The organism is Psychrobacillus sp. (assembly GCF_032154225.1).
Classification (GTDB): Bacteria; Bacillota; Bacilli; order Bacillales_A; family Planococcaceae; genus Psychrobacillus.
The window spans coordinates 175,371-189,696 of sequence record NZ_JALDYF010000001.1 but is presented as its reverse complement, the minus strand read 5'-3'; the positions used below and the strand labels follow the sequence as shown (position 1 = coordinate 189,696).

General features: G+C 34.8%; 15 protein-coding genes and 1 pseudogene. 10 read left to right on the top strand and 6 right to left on the bottom strand.

What is annotated here, in order from left to right; translation table 11 throughout:
• The 7 genes and pseudogenes from RUH95_RS00960 to ytxJ all read left to right on the top strand — a co-directional run bounded on the left by RUH95_RS00960 (position 1) and on the right by ytxJ (position 6,581).
• A complete protein-coding gene (locus tag RUH95_RS00960) occupies positions 1-1,506 on the top strand; it encodes a carboxypeptidase M32 (protein WP_313890944.1) in 1,506 nt (501 codons plus the stop codon).
• A gap of 212 nt (positions 1,507-1,718) precedes the next feature.
• The gene (locus tag RUH95_RS00955) at positions 1,719-2,756 is read left to right on the top strand and encodes a BC_2427 family protein (RefSeq protein ID WP_313890943.1); all 1,038 of its coding nucleotides are present in this window, start codon (positions 1,719-1,721) and stop codon (positions 2,754-2,756) included.
• Positions 2,757-2,829: 73 nt separating this feature from the next.
• On the top strand, positions 2,830-3,591 hold the full coding sequence (locus RUH95_RS00950; RefSeq protein ID WP_313890942.1) for a CsxC family protein: 762 nt from the start codon (positions 2,830-2,832) through the stop codon (positions 3,589-3,591).
• Positions 3,592-4,017: 426 nt separating this feature from the next.
• On the top strand, positions 4,018-4,758 hold the full coding sequence (locus RUH95_RS00945; RefSeq protein ID WP_313890941.1) for a CsxC family protein: 741 nt from the start codon (positions 4,018-4,020) through the stop codon (positions 4,756-4,758).
• A gap of 436 nt (positions 4,759-5,194) precedes the next feature.
• Positions 5,195-5,641: pseudogene (locus RUH95_RS00940) on the top strand (carboxypeptidase M32); the annotation flags it as partial.
• 121 nt (positions 5,642-5,762) lie between these two features.
• Positions 5,763-6,200, top strand: coding sequence for a DUF6526 family protein (locus RUH95_RS00935; RefSeq protein WP_313890940.1), 438 nt, complete (start codon positions 5,763-5,765; stop codon positions 6,198-6,200).
• Between the two features lie 51 nt (positions 6,201-6,251).
• Positions 6,252-6,581, top strand: coding sequence for a bacillithiol system redox-active protein YtxJ (gene ytxJ / locus RUH95_RS00930; RefSeq protein ID WP_313890939.1), 330 nt, complete (start codon positions 6,252-6,254; stop codon positions 6,579-6,581).
• A gap of 74 nt (positions 6,582-6,655) precedes the next feature.
• Here the strand turns inward: ytxJ and RUH95_RS00925 are convergent, their stop codons facing one another.
• The 4 genes from RUH95_RS00925 to RUH95_RS00910 all read right to left on the bottom strand — a co-directional run bounded on the left by RUH95_RS00925 (position 6,656) and on the right by RUH95_RS00910 (position 9,569).
• On the bottom strand, positions 6,656-8,323 hold the full coding sequence (locus tag RUH95_RS00925; RefSeq protein ID WP_313890938.1) for a b(o/a)3-type cytochrome-c oxidase subunit 1: 1,668 nt from the start codon (positions 8,321-8,323) through the stop codon (positions 6,656-6,658).
• A gap of 1 nt (position 8,324) precedes the next feature.
• Positions 8,325-8,801, bottom strand: a complete 477-nt coding sequence (locus tag RUH95_RS00920; RefSeq protein ID WP_313890937.1) for a cupredoxin domain-containing protein — start codon at positions 8,799-8,801, stop codon at positions 8,325-8,327.
• 20 nt (positions 8,802-8,821) lie between these two features.
• Positions 8,822-8,944 carry a cytochrome c oxidase subunit 2A gene (locus RUH95_RS00915; RefSeq protein ID WP_313890936.1) on the bottom strand — a complete coding sequence of 41 codons (123 nt, stop codon included), beginning with the start codon at positions 8,942-8,944 and terminating at the stop codon, positions 8,822-8,824.
• Positions 8,945-9,113: 169 nt separating this feature from the next.
• On the bottom strand, positions 9,114-9,569 hold the full coding sequence (locus tag RUH95_RS00910) for a chemotaxis protein CheX (RefSeq protein ID WP_313890935.1): 456 nt from the start codon (positions 9,567-9,569) through the stop codon (positions 9,114-9,116).
• Between the two features lie 771 nt (positions 9,570-10,340).
• On the opposite strand from RUH95_RS00910, the gene RUH95_RS00905 reads away from it, so the two are divergent.
• Entirely contained in the window at positions 10,341-10,847 is a 507-nt protein-coding gene (locus RUH95_RS00905) for a DNA topology modulation protein (protein ID WP_313890934.1), read from the top strand.
• 190 nt (positions 10,848-11,037) lie between these two features.
• The gene (locus tag RUH95_RS00900) at positions 11,038-11,493 is read left to right on the top strand and encodes a GNAT family N-acetyltransferase (protein ID WP_313890933.1); all 456 of its coding nucleotides are present in this window, start codon (positions 11,038-11,040) and stop codon (positions 11,491-11,493) included.
• Positions 11,494-11,707: 214 nt separating this feature from the next.
• On the opposite strand, the gene RUH95_RS00895 is transcribed toward RUH95_RS00900, so the two are convergent.
• A complete protein-coding gene (locus RUH95_RS00895) occupies positions 11,708-12,208 on the bottom strand; it encodes a DUF3231 family protein (protein WP_313890932.1) in 501 nt (166 codons plus the stop codon).
• 222 nt (positions 12,209-12,430) lie between these two features.
• On the opposite strand from RUH95_RS00895, the gene RUH95_RS00890 reads away from it, so the two are divergent.
• Positions 12,431-12,697, top strand: coding sequence for a hypothetical protein (locus RUH95_RS00890; RefSeq protein ID WP_313890931.1), 267 nt, complete (start codon positions 12,431-12,433; stop codon positions 12,695-12,697).
• A gap of 414 nt (positions 12,698-13,111) precedes the next feature.
• On the opposite strand, the gene RUH95_RS00885 is transcribed toward RUH95_RS00890, so the two are convergent.
• Positions 13,112-13,696, bottom strand: coding sequence for a DUF6944 family repetitive protein (locus RUH95_RS00885; RefSeq protein WP_313890930.1), 585 nt, complete (start codon positions 13,694-13,696; stop codon positions 13,112-13,114).
• Positions 13,697-14,326: the final 630 nt, after the last annotated feature.

The following is a 14,326-nucleotide window of genomic DNA, read 5'->3' as shown; positions in this document are numbered from 1 at the left end:
ATGACATTGGCAATTGAACAGCAGTTTTTAGATTATGTGAAGAAAATTGGCGCATATCAAGAAGCATTAGGGGTTTTATATTGGGATATGCGTACTGGTGCACCTAAAAAAGGGATAGATCAACGTTCAGAAGTAGTAGGGGTTCTTGCTACAGATGTATTTAATTTATCTACTTCGGATGAATTGAAGCAGTTATTAGACGAATTAGAACCAACACTTGGATCTGTAGATATCGTAACGAAACGTACATTTGAAGAAGTGAAAAAAGAGTATGATATGAGCAAAAAAATCCCTGCTGAAGAATATAAAAAATTCGTTATACTTCAATCCAAATCAGAATCTGTTTGGGAAGAAGCGAAAGATAACAATGATTGGGCACTGTTCATGCCATACTTAAAAGAGATGGTTGATACACTCAAGAAATTCGTTATTTATTGGGGCGTAAAAGACGGCAATCCTTATAATGTCCTTTTAGACCAATACGAGCCTGGTATGACGACAGAGGTATTGGATAAAGTTTTTGGCGAATTAAGAAGTAGAATCGTTCCTTTATTGAAAAAGATTACAGAATCACCAAACCAGCCGAAAACGGACTTTTTGTTTAAGCATTTCGATAAAGCGGGTCAAGAAGCTTTTAGTTTAGAAATTTTAAAGCAGCTAGGTTATGATTTTGACGCTGGTAGATTAGATGAAACCGTTCATCCGTTTGAAACTCGTTTAAATGGTGGAGATGTTCGTATTACAACGAAATACGATGAGTCGGATTTCCGATCAGCAGTTTTCGGTACGATTCATGAGTGTGGTCATGCAATGTATGATCAAAATGTTGGAGAAGAGCTAACAGGTACACCTTTAGCTAATGGTGCTTCCATGGGTATCCATGAATCACAATCCCTATTTTATGAAAACTTTGTAGGACGCCATCCAAAGTTCTGGGAGCAAAACTATGCAAAATTGCAAAGTTATTCTCCTGAACAATTCGGTAATGTATCGCTGGAAGATTTTTTACGTGCAATTAATGAAGTAAAGCCTTCTTTAATACGAATTGAAGCGGATGAGTTAACATATGCACTTCATATTATGATTCGTTATGAGATTGAAAAAGGGTTGTTTAATGGTGATTTACAAGTAGAGGACTTACCGGCTATTTGGAATGCGAAGTATGAAGAATATTTAGGTGTGACTCCAGGAAACGACGCAGAAGGAGTTCTGCAAGATGTTCACTGGGCAGGGGCAAGCTTTGGGTATTTCCCATCGTATGCATTAGGTTATATGTATGCTTCACAGTTGAAAGCTGCGATGTTAAAAGATATTCCGCAATTTGATGATTTGTTTGGGCAGGGTGATTTGTCTCCGATAAAGAGCTGGTTAACTCAAAATGTTCATCAATATGGCGCTCTTAAAAAGCCTTTAGAAATTTTGACGGCTGCAACTGGAGAAGGCTTAAACGGAAATTATCTTGCTGATTACTTAGAAGAGAAGTATACGAAGATTTATCAGCTTTAATAAAGGAAAAAGGGGACTAGGCTACTTTGCTTAGTCCTTTTTTTATTGGTGATTTATCAGCGCGGCAGTGGATTTAATAATAGGTGAACGAATTAAGTAAAATTGAATAATATAAGTAAAGCAAAACCTGGACATCTGGATTGCTAAAAATCAGTTATACAAAGAAATACAGGAATAATTAGTGTGTTTAGGGAGGGGGTGCTAACTACTCCATGCATCAAATAAATACAGTAAGAAAAATAAATCTCACAAATCGGTTAAATAAGGATACAAGAGTACACTTAAAAACAATAAAAATTTCATTCATCACTTTTACGAAAATTTATAATGCCCTTCATACTGCAGTATTAAGTGATGTGAATAATACTGAGCTTGGTCAGCAAATGGATGGTGCAGTAGAACAAGAGAGAGCATCACAATCTGAGCTGAATACCCAAGAAGATGTGTCAATAAGTGATGCTATTAAAGAGGATTTAGATAAAGGAACTAAAAAAAAATTTAAAACGAATCAACCTACAAGTGTACGAACAAAGACAATTAAAATTCCAATCGCAACTTTTGCTGAAATTGATAATTTTCTTTACCCACCGGTATTAGACAGTTCGTACCATACTACATTTAATTTTATTAACGCATCTAACAATCAAAATCCCCAATTAGATACAAAACTATTTGATACTGTTACTTATTATCATGAACAACCATATTGTTATTTAATTGGCTTTAAATCACGTGATATCATATTTTCAACTGAACTTGATCATGCGAGTATGAAAGGGAAAAAGGATTATTATCAATCAGCAGTAGTTCCGATGCATGATTCCCTTTCTATAAAAACAAAAGAAATAGATAGTAATTTATATACTTCTCATGAAGTAGTAAGTGTCAGAGTTCCAGTTGTAGTAGGCGAATATAACATTGAAATTTGTCTAGAGGAAGAAGTTCTTTTTGAAGAAAAAGTCTTTAGGGTAAAAGAAATTTCTAAAGAAGTGATCTTGACAAATTCTAAGTTTGTACCTGTCGGTTTCTCTCACTCGACGGTTGAAGGGTTACAAAAAGCGTTAAGAGGAAAACTATTTATTGAGGGATATATCTATCAAAATATTGAATATATTGTCGGTAATAATTTTGATGAAAAATCCATTTCCGAAGAATTAGAAGTTTTTTATTATCGACTAAGTCAAAATATTGTTTTAGATATAATGGTTCAATTACTACAGATACAAAAAGTTACTATGGACATGAATTAATAGAAAGGTTTACTTGCTAGAACTTTGAAAGTAATTTTTAAAAAAATGAAAAGAGTGAATGGAGGAAATGGTGGTGCGTCAAAAAGATGATACAAATAATGAGGGGTGTCCAAGTGTCGTTCCATGTCCAGTAGACGCAAATTCACTAAACCCTTTAAATGATGAAGTAGCAAAACCTTGTGTAATACCAGGAAATTCTAAGCCTATTATAAAAGTGCCAGCTGTATTAGCAGAATCCAAAATTCAAATCGTAGTAGAAGCAAATATTTCTCTTGATCCACCAGCAGTCGAAATTAAAAGAGTACTTAAAGACGTATTTCTAAAACAGTGTAAACTAGTACCTACAGCATTTAGCGATAAGGAAGCATGCACAGGTGTTCGTACAGTAACAAGAGCAAAATTGTTTATAGAAGGATATATCCGTAAAGATATTGAGTATACTACAGCGGAGTGTAATGGGGTAGTCCATAATCGAATTGCTACTATTCCATTTTCAGGCTTTGCAGACCTTAAAGGTAACGTAGAACATGGTGGGGATTTTATCCTTTTTCCGATTTTTGGTGAGTCTTCTGAAAACGGAAAATCTAGATTTATTGATCCAAAAAACGGTAATACTCCACGTCAAGACAAATACTTCTTTGAAAATAGTGTTTATTATAATGAGCAACCATACTGTGAATTAATTAGTGCGAGTTTCTTTGAACTTGATTTTTCTCCATGTCCTGTAGAAGCAGGCGAAACGTTTGACAGCTTACGTGAAAAAATTGTAGTTGACCTTACGCTAAAAGTATTACAAGTGCGCCAAGTGAGAATTTCTTCTCTAGGTAACTCTTGAAATTTCCCAAAGGCAGCCTGAAATTATGATAATCCACCCACTCGGTTAATCTGAGAGGTGGATTTTTTGTGTTCAAATAATAAAATACTTGGAATCTTTACTCATTAAAAACAACATTACTAGCAAAAATAAAACTATTATTGCTCTACCTATTATAAAAGCTTATATCTATTAATTTATTCAACGTATATTAAGAATGTAAATTATTATTTTAAGTCGAATGCTTGATAAAAAAGTGGTCAATAGAGCACAAAGTAGATAACAGCATTTCCAGAATAAAATTATTTAGTTTTTTTGAATTTAATCCGAATATCTACGATACTACCTTTAGTGACTTCAAGTACTGTCTTCCTTGTTCGGCCAAAGTAGAAAACTTACAAAAAGTAACGTTATAAAAGACTGACATAACGAAAGGAGGTGATTTTGATGAGTCAAATAAATGAAACGAATTCTAATGATTTTGGGGAGTGCCCTATTGTTGCTCCATGTCCAGTAAACGCAGTGACACTAACACCATTAAATGATGAACCAGCAGTACCTTGCGTAGTTCCTGCGAGTTCACCGATTATTAAAGTTCCTGCTGTATTAGCGGAGACAACAATTCAGGTTGTTGTAGAGGCTAATATACCGCTTAATCCAGCAGCAAGCGAAATTAAAAGAGTGCATAAAGATGTATTTCTAACGCAATGTAAATTGGTTCCTGTACGATTTGGTGAAGAAATATGCCCAGGTGTCCGTACAGTAACAAGAGCAAAATTATTTATAGAAGGATTTATTCGAAAAGATATTGAATACGCTACAGCTGATTGTAGTGGTACTATTCGAGATAGAATCGCTACTGTTCCATTTTCTGGATTTGCTGATCTTCAAGCGGGTGATTTCCTTCTTTTCCCGGCTTTAGGTGAATCTACAGAGAGCAAATCTCGATTTATTAATCCGAAAAACAGTGATATTCCACGCTTAGATAAATACTTCTTTGAAAATAATGTTTATTATAATGAGCAACCGTATTGCGAGCTAGTTAGTGCAGAATTCTTTGAACTTGATTTTTCTCCATGTCCAGTAGATGTGAATGGAACATTTAGTACTTTGCGCGAAAAAGTGGTAGTTGACATTACACTAAAAGTATTACAAGTACGACAAGTACGAATTTCTTCTCTAGGATAACGGTAACTAAGCCAAACCTCCACAAATAGTACTATGTAATATACCTTGCTAAGAGAAATATAATTTACCACACTAGAAAGTAACGAAAGTGCTTAAATGCGTAAATTACCAAAATGTTGATGGAACCTTTCGTATGCCAAATTGATAATCTAAGATTCTTTATGTAATCCTCTATCCACCATAGGATAGGGGATTACTATAATGTAATGAAAAGTAGGGAAATCCTTAAACTAAAATTTCAATAAAAAACTGCATACAAAAACGCTTAGTTATACACCAAGCGTTTTTGTATGCTAATTTATTTTGTTAATTTTTATTAATGATCTTTTAGAAAGAATAGTCTCTTAGTTACCAAAGTTTATATCCTTTGGATCCAGGAGGTGCATCTCTAATTATTTCTATTACTGGAACAGAGAATGCGAATAGGACTAAAGCGATACAATATGCACTTCATATTATGATTCGTTATGAGATTGAAAAAGGGTTGTTTAATGGTGATTTACAAGTAGAGGACTTGCCAGCTGTTTGGAATGCCAAATATGAGGAGTATTTAGGTGTAACTCCAGGGAACGATGTGGAAGGAATTTTGCAAGATATTCATTGGGCAGGGGGAAGTTTTGGGTATTTCCCATCGTATGCATTAGGTTATATGTATGCTTCTCAATTGAAAGAAGCGATGTTAAAAGATATTCCACATTTTGATGATTTGTTTGAGCAGGGAGATTTGTCTCCGATAAAGAGCTGGTTAACGCAAAATGTTCATCAATATGGCGCTCTTAAAAAGCCTTTAGAAATTTTGACGGCTGCAACAGGGGAAGGCCTAAACGGGAATTATCTTGCTGATTTTTTAGAAGAGAAGTATACGGAAATTTATCAACTTTAATAGTGAGAAAAAGGATTAGGCAAATGCGCTTAATCCTTTTTTAAAAGCAAAAAATGCGCATTTAATACCCACCGTGGTATATAATGAATTTGTATATTCATTTAAAATAGGGGGAATAAAATTGAAAGAGAAACAGTCCTACGAAAATCATACTCGTCTCCACCCATTACAGCATTTTGTATTATTGCCATTAAGCGCAATTACATTAATAGTTGCTATCATCTATACAACTACGAGTATTGTAAAAGGGCAATTTTTCTTCACTACATTTTTGATAATGGCTCTTGTAATTATGGGTATCATTACTGGTTTGCTTGCAAGAGTAAATGCATTAAAAGTTCAAGATCGTACGATTCGAGTGGAGGAACAATTGCGTTACTTTATGTTGACTGGATCAATTATTGATTCAAGGCTTACAATGGCACAACTGATTGCCTTGCGTTTTGCATCAGATAAGGAGTTTCCAGAGCTTGTTTCAAAAGCTGTAGCAACTGGCATGAAGCCCGACGAAATCAAAAAAGAAATACGACAATGGCGTTTGGATGAGCATCGCGTCTAAAGAATTTCCCATAGACAGTAAGTACTTGAAATGTTGGAGGTTAAACAAGTTATGAAACGAATTACGTCGATAGAAGCTTGGCGCAATTTATTAGAAACGTCTAAGGATCAACCTGTTCTTCTATTAAAATTTAGCTTGACATGCGCAAGTAGTTTATTAGCAATGAAGGAAATACGCGCACTTGAAACTGAGCTTCCAAAATATATAGTCATCGTGCAGATGGAGAGGCAAGTTTCAAATGCGATTGAAAAAGATCTCGGTGTAAGGCATGAATCACCTCAGCTGTTGATCCTAAAAGATGGAAAAGGAATATGGCAAGCTACTCATTATAAAATAAAAAAATCACTATTAACCGAAGCGATTGACTCATATATTTTGTGAATACCAATTGATAATCAAGCAAAAAGCGTGTTGTAGGTGACTAAGTCACTTACAACACGCTTTTCATTTATTAGTTACCAAAGTTTATACCCTTTAGATCCAGGAGGTGCATCTCTAATTATTTCGATTACTGGAACAGAGTATGCAAAAAGGATTAAAGCGATACAAATTGTTAGCCAAATTTTCCAATTCTCAAGTGCCATTGGAGTTTTTTCAGCATTCTCAGAAACTTCACCTACAGGGAACTCCGTTTGTCCTTTTGGAGCAAACCATATTAAGTTTGCAACGATATAAAGGACTAAAATGATCCCGATGAATAAAATAGTTCCTCCAACTGCTTGTGCAATTTGATATGGAATCCAAGATGCTGCTTGCTCAGAACCACCATAAGTAGAGAAATCCGATCGACGTGGTGCGCCGAATAGTCCGATAATATGCATAGAACCTGACATGATAGCCATACCAACAGTCCAAACAATTGCTTGAATAATAGCAAGTCTATTCATTTGTTTTGTTAACACACGACCAGTTAAATGCGGTATTAACCAATAAGCGGCTCCAAAGAATGTTAAAACAACTGTTGTTGCTACTGTTAGATGGAAGTGTCCTGTAACCCAAATCGTATTATGGATTAACTGATTCATTTGGTGAGAAGCGTTAATGATACCACCAGCACCACCAGGAATAAACGCAACCATTCCGATAAATGGTACTAAGAAACGTGCATCTTTCCAAGGTAGTTGTTTAACCCATCCGAAAAGACCTTTTCCACCTAGTGCTCGACCTCTAATTTCAAACGATGCAAATAAAGAGAAAGCAGTTAGTAGGGAAGGGATAACAACCATTAATGTTAATACCACTTGCAAGAACTTCCAGAAAGAACTAATTCCTGGCTCTGTTAATTGGTGATGGAATCCTACTGGAATAGAGAAGAGTAGGAATAACATAAATGATAATCTAGCAAGAGAGTCAGAGAATATTTTTCCTCCGATAACTTTTGGAATTACTACATACCAAACCATGTAAGCTGGTAATAACCAGAAATACACAAGTGGATGTCCGAAATACCAGAACAATGTACGAGATAATAATACATTAACAGTATCTACCCATCCTAATGACCAAGGGATTAATTGGAATACAACTTCAACTGCTACTCCAAGTGAACAAACGATCCACATTGCTAAGTTTACAACAACCATGAACGTTAATAATGGACTTGGTTGACCTGGGTTAGCTTTACGCCATTCGATATATTTCCCGATTTGTCCAGCTCCACCTATCCAAGATCCAACAACTACTAATGCCAAACCTACGTAAAAGATCCAGTGGGCTTGTAATGGAGCATAAAATGTATAAAGTACAGATGCTTCGTTTAGTAAGACCATTATAGCAGCAGCTGTTGTACCAATAGTCATTGTCCAAAAACCGATCCAGCCTAATGTACGTTGTTTATTTGTTAATGTACCTGAAGTTCTACTTACAGCTGCTATTTGGAAACCGAAGATGAAATACGTTGTTAAAATAAGTCCTAGTAATACACCGTGAACTGTTAAAACTTGATAATAACCAATTCCCCAAGGAAGTGTAAATTGTCCAGAGCGTACTAAAGTTTGTAATAGACCGGCAAGTCCACCTAATAACAGTGCAATAAATGCTACATAAATATGCGCAAGTGCAAGTTTAGCATCTCGTTTATCGACTTGAACAAAATCTTGTGCTCTTTCTTTAATCGTTGTCATATTACTCTACCACCTTTAGCATAGACATCATGGACGAATGTCCGATACCACAATATTCATTACATAAGATTAAATACTCTCCAACTTTATCGACAGTAGTTACATAAGAAGATACATAACCTGGCTCTACAATCATATTAATATTTGTCCCAGCCGCTTGGAAACCATGTACTACATCTTTTGTAGTAACAATAAATTTAACTTTAGAGCCGACTGGCACTTCAATTTCAGGTGGATTATAGTAAAAAGCAGATGCTACAATTACTGCTTCATAATCCCAATCTTTTCCTTCTACTTTGTGAACACCTGGATTATTAAATGGTGCAATCTCATCTACTCGCTCAGGATCGATGTACACCTTATCACTTGGTGGGTGAGAACCATAATGAAATGCGCTAAAACCAACAATAACTAAAAATAAGACCAAGGACCCAACACCAAATGTTAGCCACCATTTTTCATACTTATGCATATGCATAGTTTTTAACCTCCATCATTTTAAAATCGATCAATAAATAAATAAAATGCCAAGAACCAAGTAACCAAAATGAATGTTCCCAAAAAACCAACTGAATAAAGTGTTCCTTTCAAATCAGGCTCTTTTTCGTTTTTTTTCGACATTTTACGTTCACCCCCTCTTGAAAAGATGTTTCTTTAATACTTCTAATAATAGATAGAAAAAGATGTAGAAGATGTGATAAATGTCACAGGAAATGGCCCAAAGTGTGAATTAAATGTGAAAAATATAAAAAAAAGCTCCTTCTATTAAATAGAAAGAGCTCTTTAGTCGTTATTCATCAATTGTAAGTATAATTGTTAGTTCACCAACTCCTGTTAGTTCCACAGGTAATTTAAATGCATGTTGGAAGCCAAATAGCTTAGTAGTCCCGACAATAACGGTTGGAGGAGTAATATCAATTTCGACCCCATTCGCTGCTGCTACGGAAGTACATAGATTGCCTGCAACCATGTTTCCTAACTCACCAGTAAATGATTCGAGCATTTCGCCTTCAAGTGGCATACCAAACATAGTAGCCCCGATGGCTGAAAAACAATCGGCTGTAGAGTCGATAATTATTCTCCCTCTAATATCTCCAATAATCCCAATTAGCACACCCATTTCCTTTTGTTCGAATGGTTGTACCATCAGAGAAGGTGACTTTATATCCATCGTAAGAGGGATAACTGATTTTAATGATTGGATTGTTCCGTTTAAAATAGCTTGAATATGCTTTGAAGCGCTCAACTTATCCTCTCCTTGTAGTATAGATGACTTAATTTTATCATGAATATAGGACAAAAAGAATAGTATTTGTAGAAAATGTCGAATTTATATGATATTATACAAGTGAGAATGAGTTTCAAGATCAGTTGAGAGGACGATTTGTATGATAGCACTGTTAATAGGATCAACAATTCTACTATATAGTGGGGTAACTGCTTATGTTTTAAAGGGAACGTCCCCGCAACCAAAATAATCTAACTTTCATAGATGGTTTTACTGTATCTTATTATTAAGACAGTGGAATCATCTTTTTTTGTCGATTTTTGTTTTACAATAAAACAACACGCGTGTTGATTAACCATTCTATTCAATTTAGTGGTTTCGGCAGGGATTTGAGCTACAGAGCTGGACGCTTATTGCAAGCATGGCTTCAATCTCCTTGTCGCAGAAAATATCCGCTATTCCCGATGGTGTCGCCGCCTCTTTCGCTCCAATCCATTGGAGCATGCTACATATTTCGAATGGAAGCACTATTTCTTAGAAAAGCGAACCAACGAATAGTTTTCCAACTAAATACGCTAAAATTCCAACTAAACCTTCCATTTTTGAACTATCGTTAAGCTCTATGATTACTAACCTATATAGATAGAGATTTACTTCATGCGGCAAGCGCGAAGGCATAGGGGCTATTCACTAAGAGGCCCTACTTAGCAAGAATTTTCAAGAAATAGGATAATCAAGAGACATGATAAAACAACTTAGTTTTACTAACCGCAAAGTAGGGGATTACTTATGAAAAAAATTGCTTTAATTGGCTCTGGAGGGTCAGGTAAGTCCACGCTGGCAAGAAAGCTAGGGGGAAAGCTGGATATTGAAGTTTATCATCTAGATGCACTGTTTTGGAAACCAAATTGGATACTAGCATCGAAAGAGGAACAAATAACAGTGCAAACAGAAGTAGTTAGTAAAGAAGAGTGGATCATTGATGGTAACTATAACGGAACAATAGATATTAGGTTAAATGCAGCAGACACGATTATTTTTGTTGATATTAATAGAATGATTTGTATGTATCGTGTTTGTAAACGAATGATTCAATATCTTGGGGAATCAAGACCTGATATGACAGTAGGTAATAATGAAAGGTTTGATATTAACTTTCTTAAGTGGGTTTGGAATTATCCAAAGACAAAGAAGCCAGCTATGTTAAAAAAGTTTGATCAGTTACCAAAAGACAAACAAGTCATTATTTTAAAATCTCCAAGAGAAGTCCAACGGTTTTTAGATGCGCTTGTTTAAGGGAAATATTTATAAAATTGAGTAGAGTAATATGATAAGATTAAAAAGTCTGAATTTATAGGCGAGAGTTTTTTTGAGGAGGCGTTCATTATGATAAATAAGAGGATCTTTATTTTGAATGGTTACAAGGGGTTAACGTCAAATTAATTAATCGATTTAGCGTTTCCCCGGATTATGAAAGGGGAATAACATGAGTACAAAGAATGTGAAAATAGTAGAATTAAATGAAGAAAACTGGTATGACTGTTGCCAACTAGAGATATCGAAAGAACAAAAAGAATACATCGAGCCAAATGCTATATCCATAGTTCAATCAAAGTTTGAGCTTACATTAAAACCATATGCCATTTATTCTGGAGAAAAAGTAGTTGGCTTTTTAATGTACAATTCCGTTCCCGAAGAACTTGATGGTTATTGGGTGTATAGAATAATGGTAGATAAGGAACTCCAAGGCAAGGGTATAGGTAAAGCTGCAACAAAGCTAATGATTTCAGAGATGGAGAAATTACCAAATGTTAAAAAAATTATTGTAGGTTATAATCCCGGAAATTTGGGTGCGCATCATTTATATGCTAATTTGGGCTTTGTAGATAATGGAGATAGATTTGGTAAAGAAATGGCTGTTATTAAATACATTAACGAATGATTACCAAATAGAATGCAATTGAGAAAGAGATCATTATTGGTCTCTTTCTTTTGTTTTGGAACATACCTCTCATATCCTCCACCAATATAGGCTTTTTAGTAATATTATTTGGCAGTGTAAGTGTTTTTAATAAATAGAAAAGACAATGTAGACACATTATATGTCCTAAAAAATAAAAAGGACAATCAAATATAGATTGCCCGTAGAATTATTATTATTTATCTGGAAAGTCTACATTTAGTGGTGGTGGAACAAGCCAACCTTTACTTTTATTTAAGCGTAACAGTTTTGCGCCTATTTGAACTTTGCTCATATGGAACTGACCATACATTAAAGCAACATCTTCTCTAATGCACATTCCCATTGGTTGACTACATGCGACTAAACCTGCAGCAACATCCATTGAGAGTGCCGCACTGATATCAGGATCGTTAAATCTTGCACCAAGAGGGATGTCTTCTAATCTTGCAACCTGCCGTGCAGGAGGAAGTGCTACACCATTTAATTTTAGTATTACTTCTAGGTGCTTGTTTTCATCTTTCATAACTTGAATTGATTCTTCAATGATTTTTTCTAATTCCTTGTCACCTGTGTGATTAATAAATGTTTGATATGCAGCTATTAATCCATTGTTGGTTGCTATATTTGTCCAAATGCCAAACACTTCTCCATAATGTAATGGTTCATCTTTTGGGTTTCCACTTAGTATTCCCATAATTGCACTACCTAATGATTCATAAATTTTTCATACATTGACTAGGATGTGCGGTGTATAAAAAACTATACATTTGTATGGAAAATTTAAGTTACAAGTAAAGTGTTTAATGCGTATTTCGAGATTGTTTATATCAATAAAAAAATGGATATATCACCACTTTTATAACCAAGCTAAACATTATTTGAAATCAGGAACTTTTAAATGATTGGAGGAGTTCAAATGACAACAAAATCATTCGGAAAATCTGCAAATAACTTAGTTCATATTAACCGTTCGACAATTGCTGAATTAGATGAAGCAATCTCTGAATTAGAATCACGAGGATATGAATTGGTAAAACGTGATGATAAAGAAACTATTAGCGATGCCAAAGATTTTCATTACAGGGCTAGTAATATTAATAAATGGAAATACACAGGAAATCACGAAAGTGTGAAACGTTGTCGAGCGGTGATGAAAAGGATAATGCCAGATACGACACACTAGACACAAACTGTGACCCAATTAATGAGGGGTTAAAATTAGTGTTCAAAAAAAAGAAGGAACAATTACTCTGTTCTTTTAGGGTTATATTTTAACTTTTATTTCTTCTCTTTAATTGGATTAAAGTTATTAATACACCTAAATTGATTACTATTAGAATAGGAAATCCGAAGTAAACAACATAAAGTATCCAGTTCAATGCATCCTTTTCAGAAAGTAATTCCATTTTATTCACCTCAAGTAATCGTATGAAGAAAACTATACTATGATGCGCATTACGACCAAATCGTGAAATAAAAAAGGAAAATGGTAAGTGGCAAAGAATATTCTCAGATGGCATAGGCTAAGGTAAGTAATAAAGTGTTAAAGAAATTTTTTATTTATTTTACTTAGTTGGTCTGACTTTTAAAACTATTTTTAGTTATCGTAATCTGCTGCCAGAGCCGTTATAACAGTTCCAGCTGCTTGTATCCAAACACCCAATGCATTCATACTAATTCCTTCTTTAGTATTTGTGTTAGCAAAAACTTGAATTGTGTTGCCTATCGCTTGAATAATGTTACCTATATTATCTATGTTTTGAATTAAGGATAAACTCCCCTGTGTATTCACAGAGACACCTGAACCTAGTATTTGAAGAAGATTACCTTGAGTTAATAAGCGTTGACTTGATTTCTCATTTGTATCTAATATACCTGCCACAACTGTAATGTTACCTATCGCTTGAAGTTGGTCACCTACTATGTCTAGTAATAATTCTTCATTATCAGCTACGAGGGCACTTCCATTTGCTTGCAATACATTACCGATTAAACGTAAATCCTTTAACATAGATTTCGAAATTACCTTAGAAGGTGTATTCCCGATGGCAGCAACAATAGTTCCAATTGCTTCTATCCAACCGCCTGCGATAGCAGTAGTGCTAGATGATGAGTTAGCTGAATTTCTATTTTTATACGTGTTTTCGGAAAGTGGACTATCATATTTTTCATTATTCATCATGTTCTACAACCTTCTAACATTAAATGACCTTCTATATAGTATATGCAGTTCTATAGATAAAGTTAGATACTTTACTGATTTTGGTGGGGAAATGAATAAAAATGTGTAGTTCGACCACAAAGCGAAGGAGTGAAATTGTGAACTGATTGACAGAAAAGTCCATTGGAGCATTTGCGTATGAGCTGAAAGGACTATATACATAAAATAAAAGAGTTTAAAGATTATGATGCTTTCTTTGCCTATAACAATGCTGTTAAACTATTAGGGGAATTTGGAAAATACAAATGAACTAAACCTAATTGAGGAGCTGCATGAAAATATCGGATCTTGTTTATGGTGGACATTCCCAATTGAAGAGCCACGATATTCAGGTTCCCCACTAGATTCAGATTGGCCCGAATACCAGACACATTTTACAAAGCTTAAATTGCCTTTATCTGAATAGATAATGAGGTATTACGACCATAATGTGTCACTTTAGACATCGGATTTTCTAAAAGAGAAAGAGCAGAAGGTGTGACCAAGTCACTTCTTCTGCTCTTTTTTTGTTATCATCATAAAGAAAGGTGCTTGCGAATATTGATATGGTAGAAGTGTTCTAGGTAACTGACGTTCAAAAATTATAGAAGA

Excerpts from the sequence above, each read along its gene's own strand:
- RUH95_RS00885 (WP_313890930.1), bottom strand. The coding sequence starts at position 13,696 with ATGATGAATAATGAAAAATATGATAGTCCACTTTCCGAAAACACGTAT.
- RUH95_RS00915 (WP_313890936.1), bottom strand. The coding sequence starts at position 8,944 with ATGTCGAAAAAAAACGAAAAAGAGCCTGATTTGAAAGGAACACTTTAT.
- RUH95_RS00960 (WP_313890944.1), top strand. The coding sequence starts at position 1 with ATGACATTGGCAATTGAACAGCAGTTTTTAGATTATGTGAAGAAAATT.
- RUH95_RS00955 (WP_313890943.1), top strand. The coding sequence starts at position 1,719 with ATGCATCAAATAAATACAGTAAGAAAAATAAATCTCACAAATCGGTTA.
- RUH95_RS00890 (WP_313890931.1), top strand. The coding sequence starts at position 12,431 with ATGACAACAAAATCATTCGGAAAATCTGCAAATAACTTAGTTCATATT.
- RUH95_RS00900 (WP_313890933.1), top strand. The coding sequence starts at position 11,038 with ATGAGTACAAAGAATGTGAAAATAGTAGAATTAAATGAAGAAAACTGG.
- RUH95_RS00925 (WP_313890938.1), bottom strand. The coding sequence starts at position 8,323 with ATGACAACGATTAAAGAAAGAGCACAAGATTTTGTTCAAGTCGATAAA.
- RUH95_RS00905 (WP_313890934.1), top strand. The coding sequence starts at position 10,341 with ATGAAAAAAATTGCTTTAATTGGCTCTGGAGGGTCAGGTAAGTCCACG.
- RUH95_RS00895 (WP_313890932.1), bottom strand. The coding sequence starts at position 12,208 with ATGGGAATACTAAGTGGAAACCCAAAAGATGAACCATTACATTATGGA.
- ytxJ (WP_313890939.1), top strand. The coding sequence starts at position 6,252 with ATGAAACGAATTACGTCGATAGAAGCTTGGCGCAATTTATTAGAAACG.
- RUH95_RS00945 (WP_313890941.1), top strand. The coding sequence starts at position 4,018 with ATGAGTCAAATAAATGAAACGAATTCTAATGATTTTGGGGAGTGCCCT.
- RUH95_RS00920 (WP_313890937.1), bottom strand. The coding sequence starts at position 8,801 with ATGCATATGCATAAGTATGAAAAATGGTGGCTAACATTTGGTGTTGGG.